The sequence below is a fragment of the Streptomyces sp. NPDC048278 genome (genome assembly GCF_040652195.1).
Taxonomy (GTDB): Bacteria; Actinomycetota; Actinomycetes; order Streptomycetales; family Streptomycetaceae; genus Streptomyces.
In genome coordinates this window covers 20,941-41,898 of sequence record NZ_JBEZLP010000040.1, presented here as the reverse complement: position 1 = coordinate 41,898, position 20,958 = coordinate 20,941, and the positions used below count along the sequence as shown (strand labels likewise).

Genomic DNA, 20,958 nt, shown 5'->3' with positions numbered 1-20,958 from the left:
TGTTCGCCCTTCCTGTTCACGGGGATTCCCGCACCGCTACCGCACGGAGGTCGCTTCGCCATGCCCGCCGACGCCCCGACCCACGCATCCGGTCACCGCCCGCACCGCGAGTCGGAGATACGTGTCCCCCGCCCGCCCCTGCCCACCGCCTGAGACGGCCCCCGAGATGCCGTCTGCCGAACCGCCGAACGCGCCGGCACGCCTGGCCGCGATGGACGGGCTCCGCCTGGTGGCCGCGCTCATGGTGGCCGCGTACCACTTCCTCGGGACACCCACCCCGCACTTCTGGGGAGGGACCGAGCTCCGTGACTTCGCGCCGTTCCTGCACGAGACCAGCCGCTACGGCTGGCTCGGCGTCGAGTTCTTCTTCGTCATCAGCGGCTTCGTCATCTGCATGAGCTGCTGGGGGCGCACTCCCGGACAGTTCACCGTCTCCCGCGTCGCGCGGCTGTTCCCGGCGTACTGGTGCGCCGTGCTCCTCGTCGTCGCACTCGTCCTTGTCTCACGGCTGGGCCACTGGCCCACCGCCACCCGCATCGACCCCCGTACCGTCCTCGGAAACCTGACGATGGCTCCGGGTCCTCTGGGGGTGGACCTGGTCGACGGAGTCGGGTGGACGCTCTGGGTGGAGGCCCGTTTCTACCTGCTGATGGCCGTGCTGCTCGTCTTCGGCCTGACCTACCGGCGGGTGGTGACCTTCTGCGGGGCCTGGCTGCTGGCCGGTGTCATCGCCCTCGAAGTCCACACGCCCCTGCTCGACGAGTTCGTACTGCCCCGGTACACCGGCCTGTTCGTCGCCGGAATCGTCCTCTACCTCATGCACAGGTTCGGCCAGAGCCTCCTGTTGTGGCTGCTGCTGGGCTTCGCCTGGTTCTTCGAACTCACCGTCCTCGAACTCCGGGTGGCCGACCACGCCACCGTCCCCCCGGGCGAGAGCCGGCCCTCGTGGGCCGTGTGCGCGGCCGTGCTCACGGTGTGCCTCGGGCTGCTGGCTCTGGCAGGCGTCAAAGGACCGCTGACGAGGCTGCGTTCGCGCTGGCTGGTCACCGCCGGCAGCCTCACCTACCCCTTCTACCTCGTCCACCAGAGCATCGGGATTCCCTTGGCGAAAGGCCTGATCCGGGCTGTCCCGGAGCTGGGGCCCCTGCCTTCGATGGCGGTGTCCGTGGTCTGCGTACTGGGGCTGTCCCTGTTCATCCACACCACGGTGGAGCGTCGGCTGGGACACCTGCTCAGGCGCCGCCTGACGCTCGACATGCGAGTGCCGGATCCCGCAGCCAGGCCGGCACTCACCCGTACGCGACAACTCTGAAACCCCACCCGAGAGCAGGATCTCCCATGGCCTTCACCAAGCGGGCAAGACGTCCGCGCATCCTCATCGCCATCGTGACGGCGGTCGCCGCCGCCGTGGCCGTCGCGGTGACCCTGGCCCTGACGGTCACGACCTACGAGCACACCTCACCACGCGCCGCCCGCGACAAGGCGAAGGGACAGGTGACCGGGAGCGTCGACTGCCGCAGGGCCAAGTGCGTGGCCCTCAGCTTCGACGGCGGCCCCAGCCCGACGACACCCAAGCTGCTGGACATCCTCGGACAGGACGGTCTGCACGCCACGTTCTTCGTCCAGGGCAGGGGTCACATATCGAAGTACCCCGACATCCTGCGCCGCATCGCGGCCGAGGGGCAGGAGATCGGCAACCACACCTGGACCCACCCCAGGCTGACGGACCTCGACGAGGCCGGCGCCCGTCAGGAACTGACCCGGACCCAGGACGCCATCGAGCGGATCACCGGCGAGAAGCCCGTCCTCATGCGTCCCCCGGAGGGCCGCACCGACCGCAAAGTCGCCAAGGTCTGCCGGGAGCTGGGGCTGGCCCAGGTGCTGTGGAGCGTCACGGCCAAGGACTACGAGACGACCGACTCCGCGCTGATCACCGAGCGGGTGCTGGACCAGACGCACCGCGACGGCATCATCCTGCTGCACGACCTGCACAAGGGCACGGTGCCCGCCGTCCCCGGGATCATCAAGGCGCTCGAACAGCGCGGCTACACGATCGTCACGGTGTCGCAGCTGCTCTCCCCTGCCAAGCCCCAGCCGGGCATGGTCTACCGGCCCTGAGAGACCGCCACGGGCCCTGTGGGCGGGGCCCCGGTGGAGGATGTGCGGCGACGCACGGTGCTGCGCCGCTGGGTGGAGCAGCGCGTGGACGCGGTGAGGCTCACTGCCGGCTCCGCCCGATCGGCTGACTGAGATCACCTGCGGCGCGTGGGAACGGCTGTTCCCCTCCCGGCTGCCGTACGAACGGGAACGGACCGCGGCGGAACTGCTGCGGGCGACCGTCGACACCGTGCTGTACGGGGCGATCCGCCCCGCCGGACCCGGAAACGGCGATCCGCAGCGCCGGAGGCCTAGTCGGTGGACGGCACCGGCGGCTGGCTCCGGGCGGTGTCCGTGCGGGCCTCGATCGCGGTGAGGACCGAGGACATGTCGAGGCGGCCGTTGCCGAGCCCCACGCTCTCGCCGTAGAGGTCGCTGCCGAGGTCGAGCATCGGTGTGGCGATCCCGGCCGCGCGGGCCGCGTCCGCGACGAGCCGGGTGCTGGCGTACGCGTCCGCGGTGGCCGCCTGCACCGTGAAGTCGTGCCCGGCGAGCATCGGGACCTTGACCCGGGTCACGCCGCTGCCGAGCTGACCGTTGTCGACGACGGCCCGGAAGGTCTCCAGGTCCAGGCCCTGCCGCTGGGCGAAGTGCACGGCCTCGGCGAGCGCCGCGATCGTCGTGGTGAGGTACAGGTTGACGGCCAGTTTCATGAGCACCCCGGAGCCGGCCGGACCGCAGTGGACGGTCTCCCGGCACATCGGGGCGAGCAGCGGCCGTACCTCCGCGACCGTGTCCGGATCCCCGCCCAGCATCGCGACCAGTTCACCCGCCTCCGCCGGCCTGCGCGATCCGGAGACGGGTGCCTCGACGAAGCGGCCACCGGCGGCGTGCACGTCGGCGGCGAGGCGGCGCGCGTACTCCGGTGCCGTCGACCCCATGGACACGAGGACGCGGTCGGCGACGAGCTTCTCGAACGCGGGGCCGCCCCGGCCGAGGACCGCGTCCGTCACCGTCTCGTCGAGGAGCATGACGATCACGACACGCGCGCGTGCGAAGACCTCCTCGGCACTCGAAGCCACCTCCGCCCCGGCCGCGCGCAGCGCCTCGGCGCGCGCAGGGGTCCGGTTCCACACCACGAGTGGGAGGCCGGCCCGGGCGAGGTTGAGCGCCATGGGCTGCCCCATCACGCCGAGCCCGACGAAGCCGTACCGGGGCGTTGCGGGGCTGCCGGCCGCTTGCGTCATCGTCGTAACTCCTGGTCGTGGTGCGGAGGGTGAGGACCACCGGCACTGTACGACGCCGCGGCGGCCGACGGCCCACGGCCCCTCGGCGCGATCAGGTGGACGCCTGGTCGCTGTCCTTGAAGGCGCCCCAGCCGTGCCAGCGCTCCACCTCGATCCAGGCGCTGACCCGGGCGCGGGCCCGTTCCGGGTAGGGCTTGCCGGTGTAGTGGGTGGAGAGCCGGTCGATGTCGGTCAGGCCCTCGTCGTCGTGGGACTCGACCACCCGGCCGATCAGGGTGACGTGGCTGTACCAGTCGTCGCCGTCGAGGACGGTGAGCGTCACGCGCGGGTCCCGGCGCAGGTGCTTGAGCCGGACCCGGCCCTCGTCCAGGCTGATCAGGACCCGGCCGTCGTCCCAGAGGTACCAGGTGGGGGTCGTGACCGGCGTGCCGTCCGAGCGCAGGGTGGCCATCACGCACGGATTGGGGCGGCGCAGCAGGTCGACGGCCTCGGGGGTCAGGGGCGGCTTGGACATGGGGGGTCTCCTCCGGGTAGGGCGGTTGTGGTCGAGTCTGTCGAATCCGGAGCCCTGGTGCGCCTGGACGCAGCGGCGAGGTGCCGCAGGGATCGGACCGCGGGCGCTCCTGGGCGAAGGCCGCGGCGCCCTCCGACGATGTGATCCTCCAGCTCGCCGACTGGGCCGCACCGGGCAACCGGTGACGGTACGGAGGCCGGCCGAGGTCACGTGGCACCGCCTGCTCCGTCCGTCGCACGAGCGGGGTGCGGGCCATGGGCCGAACGGATCAGGTACGGCGCGCCTCGGCCGGGTGGGGCGCCGGAGGCGGAGGATCGGTGGGCGGCGGCTCCGGGAGGGGGCGCCGGGTACCGCCGCACCACGGGAAGGGGTCCGCTCATGTGGCTCTGCGACGACGCGCCGTTCCGGTTCTTCGGATTCGGCGCTGTGCCGGCGGCGGCGTGAGCGCCGTTCCACGCGGGGACGCGCCGGGGGCCGGCCGCTACGGAGAGGCCGTCTTCCGTCCCGGGCAGGCGGGCGAGGGCGAACGCATCGACGTCGGCGCCCTCGCCTACGACGACATCACCATGGCGCGGCTGAAGGAACTCGGAGCCGGACCGGGGTGGCGTTGCCTGGACGTGGGTGCCGGCACGGGCACGGTCTCCCGCCGGCTGCTGGACGAGGCCGGGGTGGAGAGCGTGCTCGCCGTGGACCGCGACGTGCGCTTCCTGGGCGAGCGGCCCGGCCTTGAGGTCCTGGAGGCCGACATCACGGCAGCCCCTGGTCTCGTCCCCGGCCGGTTCCGGCTCGTGCACGCGCGCTTCGTGCTGATGCACCTGCCCGAGCACGAGCGCCTGATCACGACGCTGGCCGGACTCGTCGCACCCGGCGGTGTGCTGGTGCTCAGCGACGCGGTCGACCTGACGAGCGACCGGGCGCCCGACACGCCGTACACCACGGCGATGCGGGCGATGTGGCGGGGGCTGCGGGCCGCCATCGGCACGGACGTCTCCTGGGTGCCGTCGTATCCGCAGTTGCTGCGCGGTGCGGGGCTCGGGTCCGTGGCCGCCGAGATCCATGTGCCGCCGCTGCTGCCGGGCAGTCCCGTGAGCCGCTTCTGGGCGGACACCTGGGAGCGGAGCCGGGCGGCGATGCTCGCCACCGGCCTGGTCGACGACGCGGCCGTGGACGCGGCGATCCGGTACCTGGATTCCGAGGAGTGTGCCGCGCTGTCGGCCGGCATGCTCACCGTCTGGGGCTGGAAGGGCGACGACGACACCTCCCGCTGATCGGAGGGGACCCGGTCAGGGGGTCGGGGCGGCGGCCCGGCGCCGGGTCTCCGCGAGGTGGAGGTCGACGTAATTCGCGAGCCACAGGGCGTCCTGAGCGCGGTCGGCCTGGCAGGTGACGCGGCGGAGCAGGCTGACGCCGTCGAGCGTGACGCCTTCGCGGGCGAGGACGAAGACCAGGGCAAGGAAGGCGGAGCGGGCGTTGCCGTCGTCGAAGGGGTGGAAGAAGCAGACGTCGAGGTAGGCGCGGGCGGCCCGGACGGTCAGCGGGAGCGGGAGCGGTGCTCCGGCGTCCTCGGCGCTCTCCGCGCCGCCCGCGGCTCCCCCGCTGCCGGAGCTCTCGGCCAGGCAGGCGTCGAGGCGGGCCCGGGTGTCCGGGGCGATGCCGTAGCGCTCCCGGCCGCGCTTGGCGAAGGCGGGCAGGGTGCGGAAGGCGGGCGGGTGTGCGGTGCCCAGGACGTGCTGCTGCCAGCTCTGGAGCAGCGCGAAGTCGAGCGGCGCGCCGTGCGCCGCGTCGGCCCGGAGCCGTTCGAGCGCGGCGAGCAGTCCCTCGGCGCGAGCGGGGTCCAGGGCGCCGTCGAAGGCGCGGATGTCCTCCGCCGCGCCGTCGCGTACCGGTGTCACCGGTCCTTCCCCACCACGGTCGGAGGCCTCCTGCCAGGCCACGGTCTCGCGTACGGCGAGCCACCGTGCCAGGTGGTCGACGGCCGGCCCGGCGGGCGACCGCGGTCCGCGGGACGGCGGCAGCGACCGCGCGAGGTGCTCCGCGATGTCGTCCACCAGCACGGTGTCGGGGCTGGTCCAGCTGTGGAAGCGCCCGCCGACCGCCTCGCGGACGAGGTCGCGGGCGTCGTCCGGTGCGAATCCCCAGCGGTCGAGGAACCAGCGGAGCACCTGCTCGCAGTGCCCGTACCAGCCGCTGCCGCAGCCGGTGCGGTCGACGACCTGAAGGATCAGGTTCCGCGCGACGCGCTCCCACAGGATCCGCTGGTCCTCGATGCCGGCCGGATCCAGCGGGTACGCCTCGAACCTCCCGGCGAGACTCTCCAGCCACTCCCTCCACTCGCCCAGCGCGGCGACGACCCGGTCGAGTGTCTCCTCAGGGGTGCTGATGGAGTCCCGCGGGCAGCACCAGCTCCCGACGGGCCCGCCGTCGAGGTCCCCTTCGTCGTGCGCCCAGCGCCAGCCCACGGCCCAGCGGCCGTAACGTCGCATGAGGGCGTACGACATGGCAGCGGCCCAGAGACTGCCCTCGCCGTGACTCCAGGCGCTCATCGCGGGATCGCCGCGCGATACGTCAGGACGGCTCGGAACGCAGCGGGCCGGACCGAGCGAGCGCACCACCCGCGCCGCCGCCGCGTGGTCGAACGGATGACGGGCGGGGTCCACCTCGTCCCAGGACAGGTCGAACGGCCACAGCACAGACTTCACCGCGCAAGACTCCACGGCCGTCCCACGGCCGGGCAACCGCATTATCGGCAACCGGCGGCGCGCCGGGTGTCCGCCTTCCGCGGTCCGGTGAGATTTTCCGGCCCACAGTGTCCGCGGCGGAGTTCCTTGCCCGTTCGGCGGCAGGACCGGGGCGGATCCGGAAACACTTTCCGCCGGATCCGGCCTAGCCTTCCTCTCGCGGCGAAGCAGGCGCGGGCCCCCGGAGGGAGAGCACGTACGTGAACGACGGGACACAGCAGGAAGAGGCAGACCCGGTGGTCCGCAAGCGGGTTCAGGACAGCTTCGACGGGCAGGGGCTGATGGCGCATCTCGGCGCGCGGATCACGAAGATCGCACCTGGCCGTGTGCACATCGTGCTTCCGGCCCGTCCCGAGGTGACCCAGCAGCACGGCTACATCCACGCCGGCGCCACCAGTGCGGTCGCGGACAGTGCCGGCGGCTACGCGGCGCTGACGCTGTTCCCCGAGGACTGCGAGGTCCTCACCGTCGAGTACAAGATCAACCTCCTCGCACCCGCCGTCGGCGACCACATCGAGGCGGTCGGCACGGTGCTGAAGTCCGGCCGGACCCTGACCGTGTGCCGGTTGGAGGTGTACGGCGTCCGCGACGACGGCGAGCGCACCCTGGTCGCCAACGGCCAGCAGACGCTGATCCGCCTGGGCGGCACCGGCTGAGCTCCGCCCGCACGGCGGCCGTCGCGCCTGCTCCCCGCCGTCAGAGCTGCCGTGACTCGGGGCGTACGAGGCCGGTCTGGTAGGCGATGACGACGAGTTGGGCGCGGTCGCGGGCGCCGAGCTTGGTCAGGGCGCGCTGGATGTGGCTGCGGACGGTCAGGACGCTGAGGACGAGTTCCCCGGCGATCTCGTCGTTGGACTTGCCGCGGGCGGCGAGTGCGGTGACCTCCCGTTCGCGCGGGGTGAGGTCGTTCAGGCGCTCCGCGGGTGCCAGGAGGTTGCCGGGGGCCGGGCCGGCGAGGAAGCGGGTGATGAGGGCGCGGGTGGCGCCCGGGGAGAGCAGGGCCTCGCCGGCGGCGATGGTGCGGATGCCGTCGAGGAGGGTGTCGGTGGTGACGTACTTGCCGAGGAAGCCGCTGGCGCCGACGCGCAGCGCCCGGGCGACGTACTCGTCGGTCTCGTACATGGTGAGGACGAGGACGCGGGTGTCGGCGAGTTCGGGGTCGGCGCAGATGGCGGCGGTGGCGGCGAGGCCGTCCGTGCCGGGCATGCGGATGTCCATGAGGACGATGTCGGGGCGGTGGGTGCGGGCCAGGTCCACCGCCTGCTGCCCGTCGGCGGCCTCGGCGACCACCTCCAGGTCCGGGCAGGAGTCGATCAGCAGCCGGAACGTGCCGCGCAGCAGGGCCTGGTCGTCGGCGAGCAGGACACGGACACTCACGCGGCGGCCTCCGGTTCTTCCGGTGCGAGGGAGTGGAGCGGGAGGACGGTGGTGACTTCGAAGCCGCCCTGCGGGCGCGGTCCGGCGCGCAGGTCGCCGCCGACGGAGTGGGCGCGTTCGCGCATGCCCATCAGGCCGTAGCCGCCGTCGGCGGCCGGCGGGGCGGTGGGTGCGCCGTCGTTGGTGACCGAGACGAGCAGCCGGGTCCGCTCGTAGGTGAGCCGGACCTCGGCGCCCTGTCCTGTGCCGTGCTTGGTGACGTTGGTGAGGGCTTCCTGGATGATCCGGTACGCCGTCAGGTCCACGCCCGGTGACAGGGGCCGCGGCTCGCCGTCGGTGCTGAGGGTGACGTCGAGTCCGGCGCCGGCGCAGGTCGAGACCAGGTCGGGCAGCCGGTCCAGGCCGGGCGCGGGTTCCAGGGACTCGGCGTCCGGGTCCCCGGACTGGCGCAGCACCCCGACGGTGGCCCGGAGTTCGATCAGCGCGGAGGACGTGGAGACCGTCAGTTCGTCGAGCAGCTTCAGCGCCTGCTCGGGCCGGGTGGGCACGAGGTGGCGGGCGGTACCGGCCTGGGCGTTGGCGACGGCCATGTGGTGGGCGACGACGTCGTGCAGTTCGCGGGCGATCCGCATGCGTTCCTCGGCGACCCGCAGCCGGGCCTCCTCCTCCCGGGTGCGTTCGGCGTACGCGGCCCGGGCCTGTACGGACTCCAGGTAGGCGGTGCGCAGCCGGGCCCTGCTGCCGCCGACCAGGGGCAGCAGCAGCCACAGCACGGGGCCGACGGTGCGCAGCAGCACCAGGTTGCCGCCGGGGTTGTCGAGCATGGCGGCGATCACCACCACGGCCATGGCCGCAAGTCCGAACACCCGCGCGGTCCGCCGGTCGGTCTCGGCGGCCACCCAGTAGAGGGCCAGCATGAGGGGGGCGAGCATGAGGGGGGTGGGCAGGTAGCCCTGCGCGAAGGTGGCGACCGCGCAGGCCATGGCGACGGCGGCGACGGTGCGGGGGTGGTCACGTGCCCGCAGCAGGGCGACGCAGGCGACGGCCGCGAGGACGGTGGGCGGCCACGACTCCTGCGGCTGGCTGATTCCGGGGAGGCGCAGCACGGCGCCCAGGGCCACGCAGGGCAGTAGCGCCATGACCATGGCGACGCTCATGACACGCCGGGAGCGTTCCGTGCTGCGGTCCAAGCTGGTGGTCATGTGTCTCTCCGGGTGAGGTGCCTGGGTCCATGGTGGCCGACAAACCGACGGGGACCGCCCGTGACCTGTGCCACGGGCGGCCCACCGGCCGGTCGGCAGCGCTCAGACGCGTGCCTCGGCGGCCTCGTCGGCGGCCGGGTCCGGGTCGGCTGCCTTCGCGGCGGCCGGGCCGCGGGTGAGGGCCTCGCCCTCGATGTCCACCCGGGGCAGCAGCCGGTCCAGCCACTTCGGCAGCCACCAGGCCCGGTCGCCCAGCAGGGCGAGGACCGCGGGCACGATCGCCATCCGGACGACGAAGGCGTCGAGGAGGACGGCGGTGGCCATGCCGAACCCGATCATCTTGATCATGGACTCGCCCTCGCCGATGAATCCGGAGAAGACCGCGATCATGATGAGGGCGGCGGCCGCGACGACCCGGGCGCTGTGCCGGAACCCGGAGACCACCGCCTCCCTCGCCGGCTCGCCGTGGACGTAGGACTCCCGCATCCGGGAGACGAGGAAGACCTCGTAGTCCATGGCCAGGCCGAAGATGATGCCCACCAGGAAGATCGGCATCAGGCTCATGATCGGCCCGGTCTGCTCCACCCCGAACAGCCCGGCCGCGTGTCCCTGCTGGAAGACCAGGACGACGGCGCCGAGGGCCGCGAGGACCGAGAGCAGGAAGCCGAGCGCCGCCTTGAGCGGGACGAGCAGCGAGCGGAACACCACCAGCAGCAGGACGACGGCGAGACCGACGACGGTGACGAGGTAGGGCACGAGCGCCGACTGGACCTTGCCCGAGATGTCGATGTTCAGCGCGGTGGTGCCGGTGACCTCGAAGGACGCGCCGGCCGCCGACTCGATGGCCGGGCGTTCGCCGCGGATCGTCTTGACGAGCGTCTTGGTCTTCTCGTCGGTGGGGCTGGTGGACGGCGTGGCGGTGAACACCGCCGTGTCGCCCGCCTTGTTGAAGCGCGGCTGCGACACCGAGACGACCCCGTCGGTGGCGGCGATCCGCTCCCGGACCGTGCCCACCCCGCCCTTGGCGTCGTCGGCGCCCTTGGCGTCCACGACGATGGTCAGCGGGCCGTTGAACCCGGGGCCGAAGCCCTTGGCGAGGTCGTCGTAGGCGCGCCGCTCGGTGGTGGAGGTGGACTTGGCCTCGTCTCCCGGCATGCCGAGCTGCAGCTGGGTCATCGGGACGGCGAGGGCGCCGAGGCCCACGACGCCGAGCAGCAGCACGGGGAGCGGGCGGCGCAGCACGAAGCGGGCCCAGCGGGTGCCCCGGTTGTCCCCCTGGGGCTCCGCCTGCTTCGCCTTCCCGGCCCGGAACAGCCGGTTCCCGGCCCGGAACAGCCGGTTCTCGGCGCGGAACAGCCCGCGACGGCCGCCGTCCCGCCTGCGCGCGGCGCCCGCCAGAACGGCGTTCGGCCAGAATCCGAGCAGGGCCGGTACGACGGTCAGGGCGATGACGACGGCGACGACCACCGCCCCGGCGGCGGTCAGGCCCATCTTGGTCAGCATCGGGATGCCGACGACGGAGAGTCCGGCCAGGGCGATGACCACGGTGAGGCCGGCGAAGACCACCGCCGAGCCGGCCGTGCCGACCGCGAGGCCGGCCGCCTCCTCCGCGGACCGGCCCCCGGCACGCTCCTCCCGGTAGCGGGAGACGACGAACAGGGCGTAGTCGATGCCGACGGCGAGGCCCAGCATCATCGCCAGGGTGCCGGTGCTGGTGGACAGCCCCAGGGCGTCGGCCAGCACGGTGATGGTGAACATGCTGATGCCGACGCCGAGGATCGCGGTCAGCAACGGCAGCCCGGCGGCGGCCAGCGACCCGAAGGTGACCAGGAGGACGACGGCCGCGATCGCGATGCCGATGATCTCGGCGGTGCCGCCGGGTCCGGCGCCGCTGTCCATGGCGGAGCCGCCGGTCTCGACCGTGAGGCCCGCGTCGCGGGCCTGGTCGGTGGCGTTCTCCAGCGCCGTACGGCTGGCGTCGGTGAGGGCGGAGGACTTCACCTTGTAGGTGACGGTCGCATAGGCCGTGGTGCCGTCCTCGCTGACCGCCTTCGCGGTGAAGGGGTCCGCGACGGCCGCCACCTGGGCGCCGTCACCCAGGGCGTCCACCGTCTCCTCGACGGCCTTCCTGTTCGCGGTGGCGGTCACCTTCTGCCCGTGCGGGGCGACGAAGACGACCCGTGCGGTGGCGCCGTCGGCCGCCGCGCCGGGGAAGCGCTCCTGCATCAGGTCGAACGCCTTCTGGGACTCGATGCCCGGCGTCGAGAACTCCTCGTCCGCGGCGCCCGGCGCCTGCAGCGCACCCAGTCCTACGGCGGCCAGCACGGCCACCCACAGCAGGGCGACGTACCCGCGCCGCCGGAAGGCCAGTCGGCCCAGTCGATACAGAAAAGTAGCCACGTCAGAGCACTCCACATCCGATCTCGCTTGGTCACCAAGGCTGTCCTGACGAGGGCCCTTCCGTCGTCGTGCGGCTACTGGCACTACCGCCTACCGAATCCGGAGGACGCCCTACTGAAACCGCAGTACGCGTCCGGGCCACCGGATCCTGCGCCGGTACTACGGCACGCGCGCCCCGCCGCGATCGATGCGTTCCCGACTCTTGACGCCACACCCATGACTGCGTAGACATGACTACGCAGACATGACAGCGCAGTCAGGAAGGCCGCGCATGACATGATGAGCGCCGATCAAGCGGGCACCGGGAGACGCCATGACACCAGGGACGGGACGCGGCAAGAGCACGGCCGCGCCGCGCAGTGTCGACGTGGCCCGGCTGGCCGGCGTCTCGCAGAAGACCGTCTCGCGGGTCTTCAACGACGAGCCGTACGTCTCCGAGGACGTGCGCCGTCGCGTGCTCGACGCCGCCGAACAGCTCGGCTACCGGCGCAACAACGCCGCCCGGGCGCTGGCCTCCGGACGCACCCGCTCGATCGGCGTGGTGACCCTGGGGACGGCCCTGTACGGACCCGCCTCGCTGCTCATGGGCGTCGAGCGGGTCGTCCGGGACACCGGCTACGCACTGCGCGTGGTCAACACGGTGGAGGGCGACCCGGCGGGCCTCTCCGGCGCCGTGGACTCGCTCCTCGACCAGGGCGTGGACGGCATCGTGATCTCGGAGCCCATCGACGAGCAGGGCGATGTGTCCCTGCGCGTCGACGTGCCGGTCCTCGTCATGGGCGCGCCGCCGCCGGTCACCGCACCGACCGTGCTGACCGCAGGCGACGGCGCGGACCTGATGGCCCGCACCGCCACCGAACACCTCCTGAACCTGGGGCATGTGACGGTCCATCACCTCTCCGGTCCGCAGCGCTGGTACGCGGCGCGGGACCGTCTGGAGGGCTGGCGGGCCGCCCTGGCCGCGGACGGCCGGGAGGTGCCCCCGGTCGCCGGGGGCGACTGGTCGGCCGCGTCCGGGTACGCGGCGGGGCGCGAACTCGCCGCCGACGACCGGGTGACCGCGGTCTTCTGCGCCAACGACGACATGGCGATCGGTCTGATCCGCGCGCTGGCCGAGGGCGGCCGGCGGGTGCCGCAGGACGTCAGCGTGGTCGGTTTCGACGACATCCCGGTCGCCGCCTACGTGACTCCCCCGCTCACCACGGTGCGCCAGCCCTTCGACGCGGTGGCACAGGAGGGCCTCAAACGCCTGGTGCACGCCATCGAGAACCCGGCGGCCGATCCGCTGCCGTCGAGCGGTCCGCCGGTCGACCTCGTCGTCCGCGCCTCGACCGCGCCCCCGCCGGCCCGGAGGACACCGGCCCGTGGCGGGCGCGGCCCGGCATCGGGTCCGTCATCCGGTCCGGTGTCAGGTCCGTCATCGGGTCCCTCATCCGGTCCGGTGTCAGGTCGCTCATCCAGTCGGGCATCCAGTCCGTCATCCGCGAACGGAGGTACCGGCACCGACAACTGACCCACCGTCCGGCCCGCACCACCCCACCTCACGCGATCCCGGCACGAGCCGCCCCACCGTCACCCACGCCGCACTGATCGCGCGCCTTTCCTCACCTCCCTGAGCGCGCCCGGCATCCGACCGGCGCCCAGGCCCGCGCTCCGCTCGCCGCTCCCGCGGCACGGTTCCGCGTCTTCCCTCCCCCCTCCTCACCCCCGCACGCCCTCGCCAGGCGTGCCGTCCCTTCGCCATCGGCGGGAGTTCACCATGCCCGGATTCATCTCCACGTCCAGCACCACCCCCATGAGCCGCAGACTGTTCCTCGCGACGACCGGCGCCGTGTCGCTCGGCGCCGCCCTCACCGCCTGCGGCGGCGGGGACGGCGGCGGTTCCTCCGCCTCGGCCAAGCCCGTGAGCCAGGCCGACATCGACAAGGCCATGAAGACCCCGACCGAACTGACGTTCTGGACCTGGGTCCCGAACATCGCCAAAGAGGTCGCGCTCTTCGAGAAGAAGTACCCGGCCGTCAAGGTCAAGATCGTCAACGCCGGTCAGGGAACGCCCCAGTACACCAAGCTGCGTACGGCGCTGAAGGCCGGCAGCGGCGCACCGGACATGGTCCAGATCGAGTACCAGGCCATCCCGACCTTCACCATCACCAACAGCCTGCTCGACCTGCGGCCGTACGGCGCCTCGGCGCTCAAGTCCCGGTTCGTGGACTGGACCTGGGGCCAGATCAGCGGCGGCAACGGCGAGATCTGGGCCATACCGCAGGACACCGGCCCGATGGGCATGCTGTACCGGCACGACATCTTCGAGAAGCACGGCATCGAAGTCCCCGGTACCTGGGACGAGTTCGCCGCCGCCGCGCGCAAGCTGCACAAGGCGGACCCGGACGTGTACCTCACCAACCTCGCCGCCAACCAGGTCGCCGCCTGGCACGGGCTGCTCTGGCAGGCGGGCGCGAAGCCCTATGTCACCTCGGGCAGGAGCGACATCACCATCAGCGTGGACGACGCCGTCTCACGGAAGCTCGGCGCGTACTGGGGCGGGCTCGCGAAGGAAGGGGTCATCGGCGTCGAGCCGGACTTCACCGACTCCTGGTACGCCGCCCTCAACAAGGGCAAGTACGCCACCTGGATCACCGCCGCGTGGGGCCCGGTGTTCCTGTCCGGCTCCGCCAAGGCCACGGCAGGCAAGTGGCGGGCGGCCCCGCTGCCGCAGTGGGACGCGGCCAAGCCCAGCTCCGGCAACTGGGGCGGCTCCACCACCGCGGTCGTCCGCTCCGCCAAGAACCCGATCGCGGCTGCCGTGTTCGCGCAGTTCCTCAACAGCGACCCGGACAGCGCGAGGCTGTTCGCCACCGAGCAGTTCTTCTTCCCCGCCACCAAGGCCCTGCTCACGGACGCCTCCTTCACCGGGGACGCCCCCTCCTTCTACGGCGGCCAGAAGGTCAACCAGGTCTTCGCCGACATCAGCTCCACGGTCAACGCCTCTTTCCAGTGGCCCCCGTTCCTGGACCAGGCGGCCACCGACTGGACCGAGACCGTCGGCAAGTCGCTCGTGGACCACACCGACACGGTGCGCGCGCTCGGCAGCTGGCAGTCGCGGCTGACGACGTACGCGAAGAGCCAGGGCTTCACGGTCAAGGGGAGTTGAGATGACCGGCACCCGCCGCCACCGGGCCGCCGGACCGCTCTTCGTCGCCCCGTTCCTGGCCCTGTTCCTGCTGCTCTTCCTCGCCCCGCTCGGCTACGCCGCCTATCTCAGCCTGTTCCAGAGCCGTCTGATCGGCGGGACGGTGTTCGTCGGCCTCGACAACTACACGCAGGCCCTTGGCGATCCCCAACTCCTGCACGGTGTGGGCCGGGTGGCACTGTTCTTCGTGATCCAGGTCCCGGTGATGCTGCTGCTGGCCCTGCTGTTCGCGCTCGCGCTCGACAGCGGGCTGCTGCGGCTGGCGCGGATGATCCGGCTGGGCATCTTCGTGCCGTACGCCGTGCCCAGCGTGGTCGCCGCGCTCATGTGGGGCTATCTGTACGGGCCGGACTTCGGCCCGTTCGCCCAGCTGAGCCGGAAACTGGGCCTGCCGGCCCCGCACTTCCTCAGCGACGGCTGGATGCTGGGCAGCCTGGCCAACATCGTGACCTGGGAGTTCGTCGGCTACAACATGATCATCCTGTACGCAGCCCTGCGCACGATCCCGCAGGAGCTGTACGAGGCGGCGGCGGTGGACGGCGCCGGGGCCTGGCGGATCGCCTGGTCGGTGAAACTGCCCGCACTGCGCCCCGCGTTGCTGCTCACCCTCCTCTTCTCGGTGATCGGCAGCTTCCAGCTCTTCAACGAACCCAACCTGCTGATGAAGATCGCCCCGGACGTCATCAGCAGCTCCTACACCGCCAACCTGTACGCCTACTCCCTCGCGTTCACCGGCCAGCAGGTCAACTACGCGGCCACGGTGTCCTTCCTCCTCGGCCTCGTCATCGTGATCGCCTCCTACGGCGTGCTGCTCACGGCGAACCGCGGCAGCCGCGACAGCCGTGCCGGCCGCGACAGCCTCAGGAGGGCCGCATGACGACCCGTCGCAGCACCCCGCTGACCATCGCCATGCTGGCGGCGCTCGCCTACTTCCTGCTCCCCCTGTGCTGGCTGCTGATCGCCTCGACCAAGAGCACCCAGGACCTCTTCAACAGCTTCGGCCTGTGGTTCTCGCACACCCCGCAGCTCCTGGCCAACGTCAGGGCGACCTTCACCCAGGACGACGGCGTCTTCGTGCACTGGCTGCTCAACACGGTCCTGTACGCCGTCGTCAGCGCGGTCGGCGCCGCGCTGCTCGCGGCGGCCGGCGGCTACGGGTTCGCGAAGTTCCGTTTCCGGGGCGACCGGTTCACCTTCAACCTGGTCCTCGGCGCCGTGATGGTCCCGACCACCGCGCTGGCCATCCCGACCTATCTGCTGTTCGCCAAGGCAGGCCTGGTCAACACCGCCTGGGCGGTGATCCTGCCGTCCCTCGTCAACCCGTTCGGCCTCTACCTGATGCGCATCTACGCGGCCGACGCCGTCCCGGACAGCCTCCTGGAGGCCGCGCGCATCGACGGGGCCGGCGAGGCCCGCATCTTCTTCCGGATCGCCCTGCGGCTGCTGGGCCCCGGCCTGGTGACGGTTCTGCTGTTCACGCTCGTGGCGACCTGGAACAACTACTTCCTGCCACTGATCATGCTCAACGACCCCAACCTGTACCCGGTGACCGTGGGCCTGGCCTCCTGGGCCGCGCAGGCCCAGAACGGCGGGGCCGGTGCCAGCAGCGACATGCTGGCGCTGGTCGTGACCGGTTCCCTGCTCTCGATCGTCCCGCTCGTCGCCGCCTTCCTGCTGCTCCAGCGGTACTGGCAGAGCGGCCTGGCGGCCGGCGGCGTCAAGCAATGACTCCCCCGAACTCCCCCACTCCCACTGTCTTTCGGAGGTCTCCTTCATGGCGGCTCTGCCTGCCCGTGTCCTGTTCGGTGCCGCGTACTACCACGAATACCAGCCGTACGAGCGTCCCGCCGAACGCCTCAAGACCGACCTCGACCTGATGGCCGACGCCCATGTCACCGTCATCCGGGTCGGCGAGTCGGTCTGGTCGACCTGGGAGCCGGAGAACGGCCGCTTCGACCTGGACTGGCTGCAACCGGTACTCGACGGCGCCCACGAGCGCGGCATCGCCGTCGTCCTGGGCACCCCGACGTACGCCGTCCCGCCGTGGCTCGCCCGGCAGTACCCGGAGATCGCGGGCGAGCGGCGCACCGGGGAGCGGATCGGCTGGGGTGCCCGGCAGGAGGTCGACTTCACACACCCGGCGTTCCGGTTCCACGCCGAGCGGGTCGTCCGCCGGATCGTCGCCCGGTACGCCGACCACCCGGCGGTCATCGGCTTCCAGGTCGACAACGAACCCGGCAACGAACTCCTGCACAACCGGGGCGTGTTCGAGCGCTTCGTCGACCATCTGAGGGAGAAGTACGGGGACGTCGAGACCCTCAACCGCGAGTGGGGCCTGGTCTACTGGTCCCACCGGCTGTCCACGTGGGCCGACCTGTGGACCCCGGACGGCAACGCGCAGCCCCAGTACGACATCGCCTGGCGGGAGTTCCAGGCCCGTCAGGTCACCGAGTTCATCGGCTGGCAGGCGGACATCGTGCGCGAGTACGCCCGCCCGGAGCAGTTCGTCACCACCTGCATCTCCTACACCCGTCCCGCGGTCGAGGACGACGAGCTGACCGACCGCCTCGACATCACGGCAGGCAACCCGTACTACGACATGCAGGACGGTCTGCTGCTGCCCGACCCCACCCCCGAGGACCACGAACAGCAGGGGAAGACCCGCGGGGTGTGGGCGCTGTACCGGAGCGCCGACTGGATGTTCTCCTCGCGGCAGGCGCCGTTCCTGGTCACCGAGACCAACGCCGGCTCGATCAGCTTCCCCTGGGACAACCGGCCCGCCTACGACGGCCAGTGGCGCCAGGCGGCCTGGGCACTGGTCGGGCGCGGGGCCCGGATGATCGAGTACTGGCACTGGCACACACTGCACTTCGGCGCCGAGACCTACTGGGGCGGTATCCTGCCCCACACCGGCCGGCCCGGCCGGGTCTACGCCGAACTCGCCCGGCTCGGCGCCGAGTTCGAGACGGCGGGCGGACTCGTCGCCGGTCTGGAGCCGGACGCGGACCTCACGATGGTGTACTCGACGCCCAGCAAGTGGCTGATGCAGAAGTACCCGCCGCTGGCCACGCCCGACGGCGGCCCCGACCCGGCCGCCTACCACCGCATCTTCGACGCCTTCCACCGGGGCGCCTTCGACGCCGGCCGCCAGGTGCGGATCGTCCACGCCCGCCAACTGCACGACACGGAGACTCCCGAGGAGACGGTACGCCGACACCCGGTCCTGGTCGTGCCGGCGCTGTACCTCGCCGACGACGCGACCCTCGACCGGCTCGCGGCCTACGCCCACGCGGGCGGTCATCTCGTCCTCGGCCCGCGCACCGGCTACGCCGACCAGGAGGGCCGGGCCCGCACCGAACCGGCCCCCGGCCGGCTCACGGACGCGGCGGGCGTGTCGTACGACGAATTCAGCAATCTGGGGCAGGACCTGCCGGTACGGTCCGTGCCCGGCGGCCCGCTCCACCTCCCGGAAGGCGCCACGGCCACCCGCTGGGCGGACGGCCTGACCGTCGCCGACGCCGAGCCGCTCGTCGAGTACGACCACCCGCACTTCGGGCGCTGGCCCGCGGTCACCACCCGCCCGCACGGCGCGGGCCGGGTCACGTACGTCGGCACGGTGCCCGGCCGCGACCTCGCCCGGACGCTGGCCGCGTGGCTGGCCCCGTCCGCCAGCCACGGCTGGCGGGACCTCCCGGCCACGGTCACCGCGACGACCGGCACCGCACCCGACGGGAGCCGCGTGCACATCCTCCACAACTGGAGCTGGGAGCCCGCGAGCATCTCCGCCCCGGTGCCCCTCACCGACGTCCTCGACGGCACGCCGCTCGCCGCGCACGCGCCGCTGACCCTCGGCCCGTGGGACGTCCGCGTCCTCGTCTCCGCCGACATCGGCTGACCGCACGGCTTCCCGACGGAGAGAGAGGAGTCCAGGCGAGTCTGACCCTGCGGAGCCTGCTCGGTACCGGGCCGGATGCCGTTGACCCGGCCCGGCCCCGAGCAGTCCTCCGCAGGGTCGACGTCACAAAATGTGCCCGGGTGACGTCGGGATGGCTGGTGTTCGGCGCCGGTCGCGGGCGTGGGTGACGGCATCTGTGCAGAAGCGACACACAGGCTGCACACTGCCTGGCCAAAGGCTCGCTACCGTTCTGGCCGTTCGATACCTCGTACGAACGAGATCAGGCCACGGCTCTTGAGGCCGCTGGCGCAGTCGAGTCAGGAAGACCGCGGATGGACTACTGCTCCTCGTGCCGTCGGCACCTCAACGGCGCCCTGGCGTGCCCCGGATGCGGCGCCTACGCCCCTGACATCGCCCGGCGTGCCGTCGTCGCTCCGGCGGCGACCGGCGCGGCGTCCTGGCAGGCCCCGGCCGACACGGCGTGGTTCGACACGGACTCCTACGTCGAAGAGACCGCCGAAGAAACGGACGAAGAGGCCGCCGAGGGCCCGTACGACGGCCCTGGCCCCGCCCCTTCCGCACCGCTGGGTCGGGCGGCCCGGCGGCGTCAGCGGGCCCGCTGGAAGAAGAACCAGCGGCGGGCCGTGGTGGCCACCGCGGTCGCCCTGGTCGGCGGCGGGCTGACCGTCGCCTCCCTCGACCGGCAGGGCGCCGACCGTGCGCAGGCGGCGACGGCCCCGGACAACCGGCCCATGGGCCTCGCCGACGAGCAGGCCACGGACGCCGATCCGGCTGCGTCGACCCCGACCGGCCGGCACCGCGCGCCTGACCAGACCCTGTCCGCCCGCTCGGTCACGGCGAACGCCCCGCACGAGCAGACGACGGGCATGCCACAGGCCACGCCGACGCCCGGTCAGGACACCGCCACCTCCGCAACGCACACGACGGTCTCCGTCACGCAGCCCCGGTCCGCCGCCACGGTGTCCGGAACCACCACCGGTGCGACGTCGGTGACGACGGCCACGCCCACCCCCACGGCCACCACCTCCACCACGACGACCGGCGCCACCACAGGGACATCGACAGCGTCGGCGAGCCCCGCACCGACCGCGACCGCGTCTTCGCCCTCGCAGCTCTGCCTGCTGGTCATCTGCCTGGGCTGACTCCGCTCCGCGGTGCCGCCGCGCGCGGCCCCGCCTCACTCCTCGATCCGGTCCACCAGCCCCCAGGCCAGGGCACGTTCGGCGGGGACGGCCCGGCCGTCGAGGACCAGGTACAGGGTGCGCCGGCGGCCGATCCGGCGCGGGATGCCGACCGTGCCGCCGGCGCCGGGGATCAGGCCCATGGCCAGCTCGGGCAGCCGGACGGTGGTGCCGGGGGCCGCCACGACCCGGGCGGCGAAGGACGGGAGTTCGATGCCCGCGCCGACACAGGTCCCGTGGATCCGTGCGGTGAGCCGGTCGCCGAGGGCGTGCAGGCGGGCCGCCGCCCCGGCCCGGGTGCGGATCAGGTGCGCGGCCGTGAGGTCCACGGCGGTGCCGAACTCGTCCAGGTCGCCGCCGGAGCTGAAACAGGGACCGTTGCCGTCCAGTAGCACCTCGCGCACGGTGTCGTCCCAGACGGCGATGTCGAGGGCGGCGACCAGGGCGTCCCGCAGTTCCGCGCCGTGCGCGTTGCGCCGCTCGGGCCGGTCGAGCGTGATCCGCAGGAGGTCGCCCTCGCGGCGTGCCGTCACGGGGTCGTGTGTCGCGGGCGGCGGCCCGGGCCGTGGCCCGCGCGCCGCGAGCCATCCGGCGAACCCGGCACCGCCGAGCAACGTCGAGTACGCCAGCGACTCCAGGTCGAGGGCCTGCAACACCGGCAACTTCCCGGTCATGGCGAGGACTTGGCGCAACACCAGGGCAGCCTGCGGTTGTTCCGCCGCCCGCGTGCGCAGGAACTCCGCCTCGGCGGCCGGGTCCGTGACCGCGACCGTGGCCGGGTGCCCGGCGGCGTCCGTCGCCCCGAGGCGGTCGCGGGGAGCCCGTACCAGGGTCAGGTCCAGCGCGCTCAACAGGGCGTCGGGACAGGCGGGTTGCGGTCGGCTGGTGCGGCCGACGAGCAGCCGGTCGCTGTCCCGGGCCCGGCGGACCGCCCGCTCCAGGTCGGCATCGGTGGGCGCGGTCGCCGGGTCCAGGTCGACGACCGTCAGCGGCCGGGACGGCTCGGCATGCGCGTCCAGCAGGTCGGCGTCCGCCGCCCCGGCCGCCAGTTCGGTGAGGGAGATCGCTGTGGTCGCAGGCACCTCTCTGATCTACC

At 72.4% G+C, this 20,958-nt stretch carries 17 protein-coding genes; 10 read left to right on the top strand and 7 right to left on the bottom strand.

From position 1 onward, the window contains the following. Window positions 1–166 precede the first annotated feature (166 nt). Together AB0D74_RS42520 and AB0D74_RS42515 are read left to right on the top strand one after the other, a co-directional pair. The gene (locus AB0D74_RS42520; RefSeq protein ID WP_362599443.1) at window positions 167–1,312 is read left to right on the top strand and encodes an acyltransferase; all 1,146 of its coding nucleotides are present in this window, start codon (window positions 167–169) and stop codon (window positions 1,310–1,312) included. A gap of 26 nt (window positions 1,313–1,338) precedes the next feature. Beyond that, complete coding sequence (locus tag AB0D74_RS42515; RefSeq protein WP_362599441.1) at window positions 1,339–2,118, top strand: polysaccharide deacetylase family protein; 780 nt, start codon at window positions 1,339–1,341, stop codon at window positions 2,116–2,118. Between the two features lie 290 nt (window positions 2,119–2,408). Here AB0D74_RS42515 and AB0D74_RS42510 read toward each other — a convergent pair whose 3' ends face one another. Continuing rightward, window positions 2,409–3,344, bottom strand: coding sequence for an NAD(P)-dependent oxidoreductase (locus AB0D74_RS42510; RefSeq protein ID WP_362599439.1), 936 nt, complete (start codon window positions 3,342–3,344; stop codon window positions 2,409–2,411). A gap of 91 nt (window positions 3,345–3,435) precedes the next feature. Next, complete coding sequence (locus AB0D74_RS42505) at window positions 3,436–3,858, bottom strand: PPOX class F420-dependent oxidoreductase (RefSeq protein WP_362599437.1); 423 nt, start codon at window positions 3,856–3,858, stop codon at window positions 3,436–3,438. Window positions 3,859–4,298: 440 nt separating this feature from the next. Between AB0D74_RS42505 and AB0D74_RS42500 the strand changes: the two genes are divergently transcribed. Then, window positions 4,299–5,126, top strand: coding sequence for a methyltransferase domain-containing protein (locus AB0D74_RS42500; protein WP_362599436.1), 828 nt, complete (start codon window positions 4,299–4,301; stop codon window positions 5,124–5,126). Window positions 5,127–5,141: 15 nt separating this feature from the next. Here the strand turns inward: AB0D74_RS42500 and AB0D74_RS42495 are convergent, their stop codons facing one another. Further along, the gene (locus tag AB0D74_RS42495) at window positions 5,142–6,557 is read right to left on the bottom strand and encodes a Fic family protein (RefSeq protein ID WP_362599434.1); all 1,416 of its coding nucleotides are present in this window, start codon (window positions 6,555–6,557) and stop codon (window positions 5,142–5,144) included. 239 nt (window positions 6,558–6,796) lie between these two features. Here AB0D74_RS42495 and AB0D74_RS42490 point away from each other — a divergent pair, with 239 nt between their 5' ends. Next, complete coding sequence (locus AB0D74_RS42490; protein ID WP_362599432.1) at window positions 6,797–7,252, top strand: PaaI family thioesterase; 456 nt, start codon at window positions 6,797–6,799, stop codon at window positions 7,250–7,252. Between the two features lie 40 nt (window positions 7,253–7,292). Here the strand turns inward: AB0D74_RS42490 and AB0D74_RS42485 are convergent, their stop codons facing one another. The 3 genes from AB0D74_RS42485 to AB0D74_RS42475 form a co-directional block, all read right to left on the bottom strand. Further along, window positions 7,293–7,973, bottom strand: a complete 681-nt coding sequence (locus tag AB0D74_RS42485; RefSeq protein WP_362599430.1) for a response regulator transcription factor — start codon at window positions 7,971–7,973, stop codon at window positions 7,293–7,295. Next, on the bottom strand, window positions 7,970–9,175 hold the full coding sequence (locus AB0D74_RS42480) for a sensor histidine kinase (RefSeq protein WP_362599428.1): 1,206 nt from the start codon (window positions 9,173–9,175) through the stop codon (window positions 7,970–7,972). The genes AB0D74_RS42485 and AB0D74_RS42480 overlap by 4 nt, the downstream gene beginning before the upstream one ends. Before the next feature lie 102 nt (window positions 9,176–9,277). Further along, on the bottom strand, window positions 9,278–11,575 hold the full coding sequence (locus AB0D74_RS42475; RefSeq protein ID WP_362599426.1) for an MMPL family transporter: 2,298 nt from the start codon (window positions 11,573–11,575) through the stop codon (window positions 9,278–9,280). 313 nt (window positions 11,576–11,888) lie between these two features. Between AB0D74_RS42475 and AB0D74_RS42470 the strand changes: the two genes are divergently transcribed. From AB0D74_RS42470 to AB0D74_RS42445, 6 genes are all read left to right on the top strand, one after another. Further along, window positions 11,889–13,088 (top strand): LacI family DNA-binding transcriptional regulator, encoded by a 1,200-nt coding sequence (locus AB0D74_RS42470; RefSeq protein WP_362599424.1) that lies wholly within the window; start codon window positions 11,889–11,891, stop codon window positions 13,086–13,088. Window positions 13,089–13,334: 246 nt separating this feature from the next. Next, window positions 13,335–14,726, top strand: coding sequence for an extracellular solute-binding protein (locus AB0D74_RS42465; protein WP_362599422.1), 1,392 nt, complete (start codon window positions 13,335–13,337; stop codon window positions 14,724–14,726). Window position 14,727: 1 nt separating this feature from the next. Beyond that, window positions 14,728–15,642, top strand: coding sequence for a sugar ABC transporter permease (locus AB0D74_RS42460; RefSeq protein ID WP_362599420.1), 915 nt, complete (start codon window positions 14,728–14,730; stop codon window positions 15,640–15,642). Continuing rightward, window positions 15,639–16,493, top strand: coding sequence for a carbohydrate ABC transporter permease (locus AB0D74_RS42455; RefSeq protein WP_362599418.1), 855 nt, complete (start codon window positions 15,639–15,641; stop codon window positions 16,491–16,493). Before AB0D74_RS42460 ends, AB0D74_RS42455 begins: the two co-directional genes overlap by 4 nt. A gap of 46 nt (window positions 16,494–16,539) precedes the next feature. Beyond that, window positions 16,540–18,660, top strand: a complete 2,121-nt coding sequence (locus tag AB0D74_RS42450) for a beta-galactosidase (RefSeq protein ID WP_362599416.1) — start codon at window positions 16,540–16,542, stop codon at window positions 18,658–18,660. Window positions 18,661–18,992: 332 nt separating this feature from the next. Further along, window positions 18,993–19,823: a hypothetical protein gene (locus tag AB0D74_RS42445; protein WP_362599415.1), complete on the top strand. Its 831-nt coding sequence runs from the start codon at window positions 18,993–18,995 to the stop codon at window positions 19,821–19,823. A 35-nt stretch (window positions 19,824–19,858) separates the two neighbouring features. On the opposite strand, the gene AB0D74_RS42440 is transcribed toward AB0D74_RS42445, so the two are convergent. Beyond that, the gene (locus AB0D74_RS42440) at window positions 19,859–20,944 is read right to left on the bottom strand and encodes an enoyl-CoA hydratase/isomerase family protein (protein ID WP_362599413.1); all 1,086 of its coding nucleotides are present in this window, start codon (window positions 20,942–20,944) and stop codon (window positions 19,859–19,861) included. Window positions 20,945–20,958: the final 14 nt, after the last annotated feature.

What these genes read in the sequence shown, in the direction of transcription:
- AB0D74_RS42520 (WP_362599443.1), top strand. Translation starts at nt 167, where the DNA reads ATGCCGTCTGCCGAACCGCCGAACGCGCCGGCACGCCTGGCCGCGATG.
- AB0D74_RS42515 (WP_362599441.1), top strand. Translation starts at nt 1,339, where the DNA reads ATGGCCTTCACCAAGCGGGCAAGACGTCCGCGCATCCTCATCGCCATC.
- AB0D74_RS42510 (WP_362599439.1), bottom strand. Translation starts at nt 3,344, where the DNA reads ATGACGCAAGCGGCCGGCAGCCCCGCAACGCCCCGGTACGGCTTCGTC.
- AB0D74_RS42505 (WP_362599437.1), bottom strand. Translation starts at nt 3,858, where the DNA reads ATGTCCAAGCCGCCCCTGACCCCCGAGGCCGTCGACCTGCTGCGCCGC.
- AB0D74_RS42480 (WP_362599428.1), bottom strand. Translation starts at nt 9,175, where the DNA reads ATGACCACCAGCTTGGACCGCAGCACGGAACGCTCCCGGCGTGTCATG.
- AB0D74_RS42470 (WP_362599424.1), top strand. Translation starts at nt 11,889, where the DNA reads ATGACACCAGGGACGGGACGCGGCAAGAGCACGGCCGCGCCGCGCAGT.
- AB0D74_RS42465 (WP_362599422.1), top strand. Translation starts at nt 13,335, where the DNA reads ATGCCCGGATTCATCTCCACGTCCAGCACCACCCCCATGAGCCGCAGA.
- AB0D74_RS42460 (WP_362599420.1), top strand. Translation starts at nt 14,728, where the DNA reads ATGACCGGCACCCGCCGCCACCGGGCCGCCGGACCGCTCTTCGTCGCC.
- AB0D74_RS42455 (WP_362599418.1), top strand. Translation starts at nt 15,639, where the DNA reads ATGACGACCCGTCGCAGCACCCCGCTGACCATCGCCATGCTGGCGGCG.
- AB0D74_RS42450 (WP_362599416.1), top strand. Translation starts at nt 16,540, where the DNA reads ATGGCGGCTCTGCCTGCCCGTGTCCTGTTCGGTGCCGCGTACTACCAC.
- AB0D74_RS42445 (WP_362599415.1), top strand. Translation starts at nt 18,993, where the DNA reads ATGGACTACTGCTCCTCGTGCCGTCGGCACCTCAACGGCGCCCTGGCG.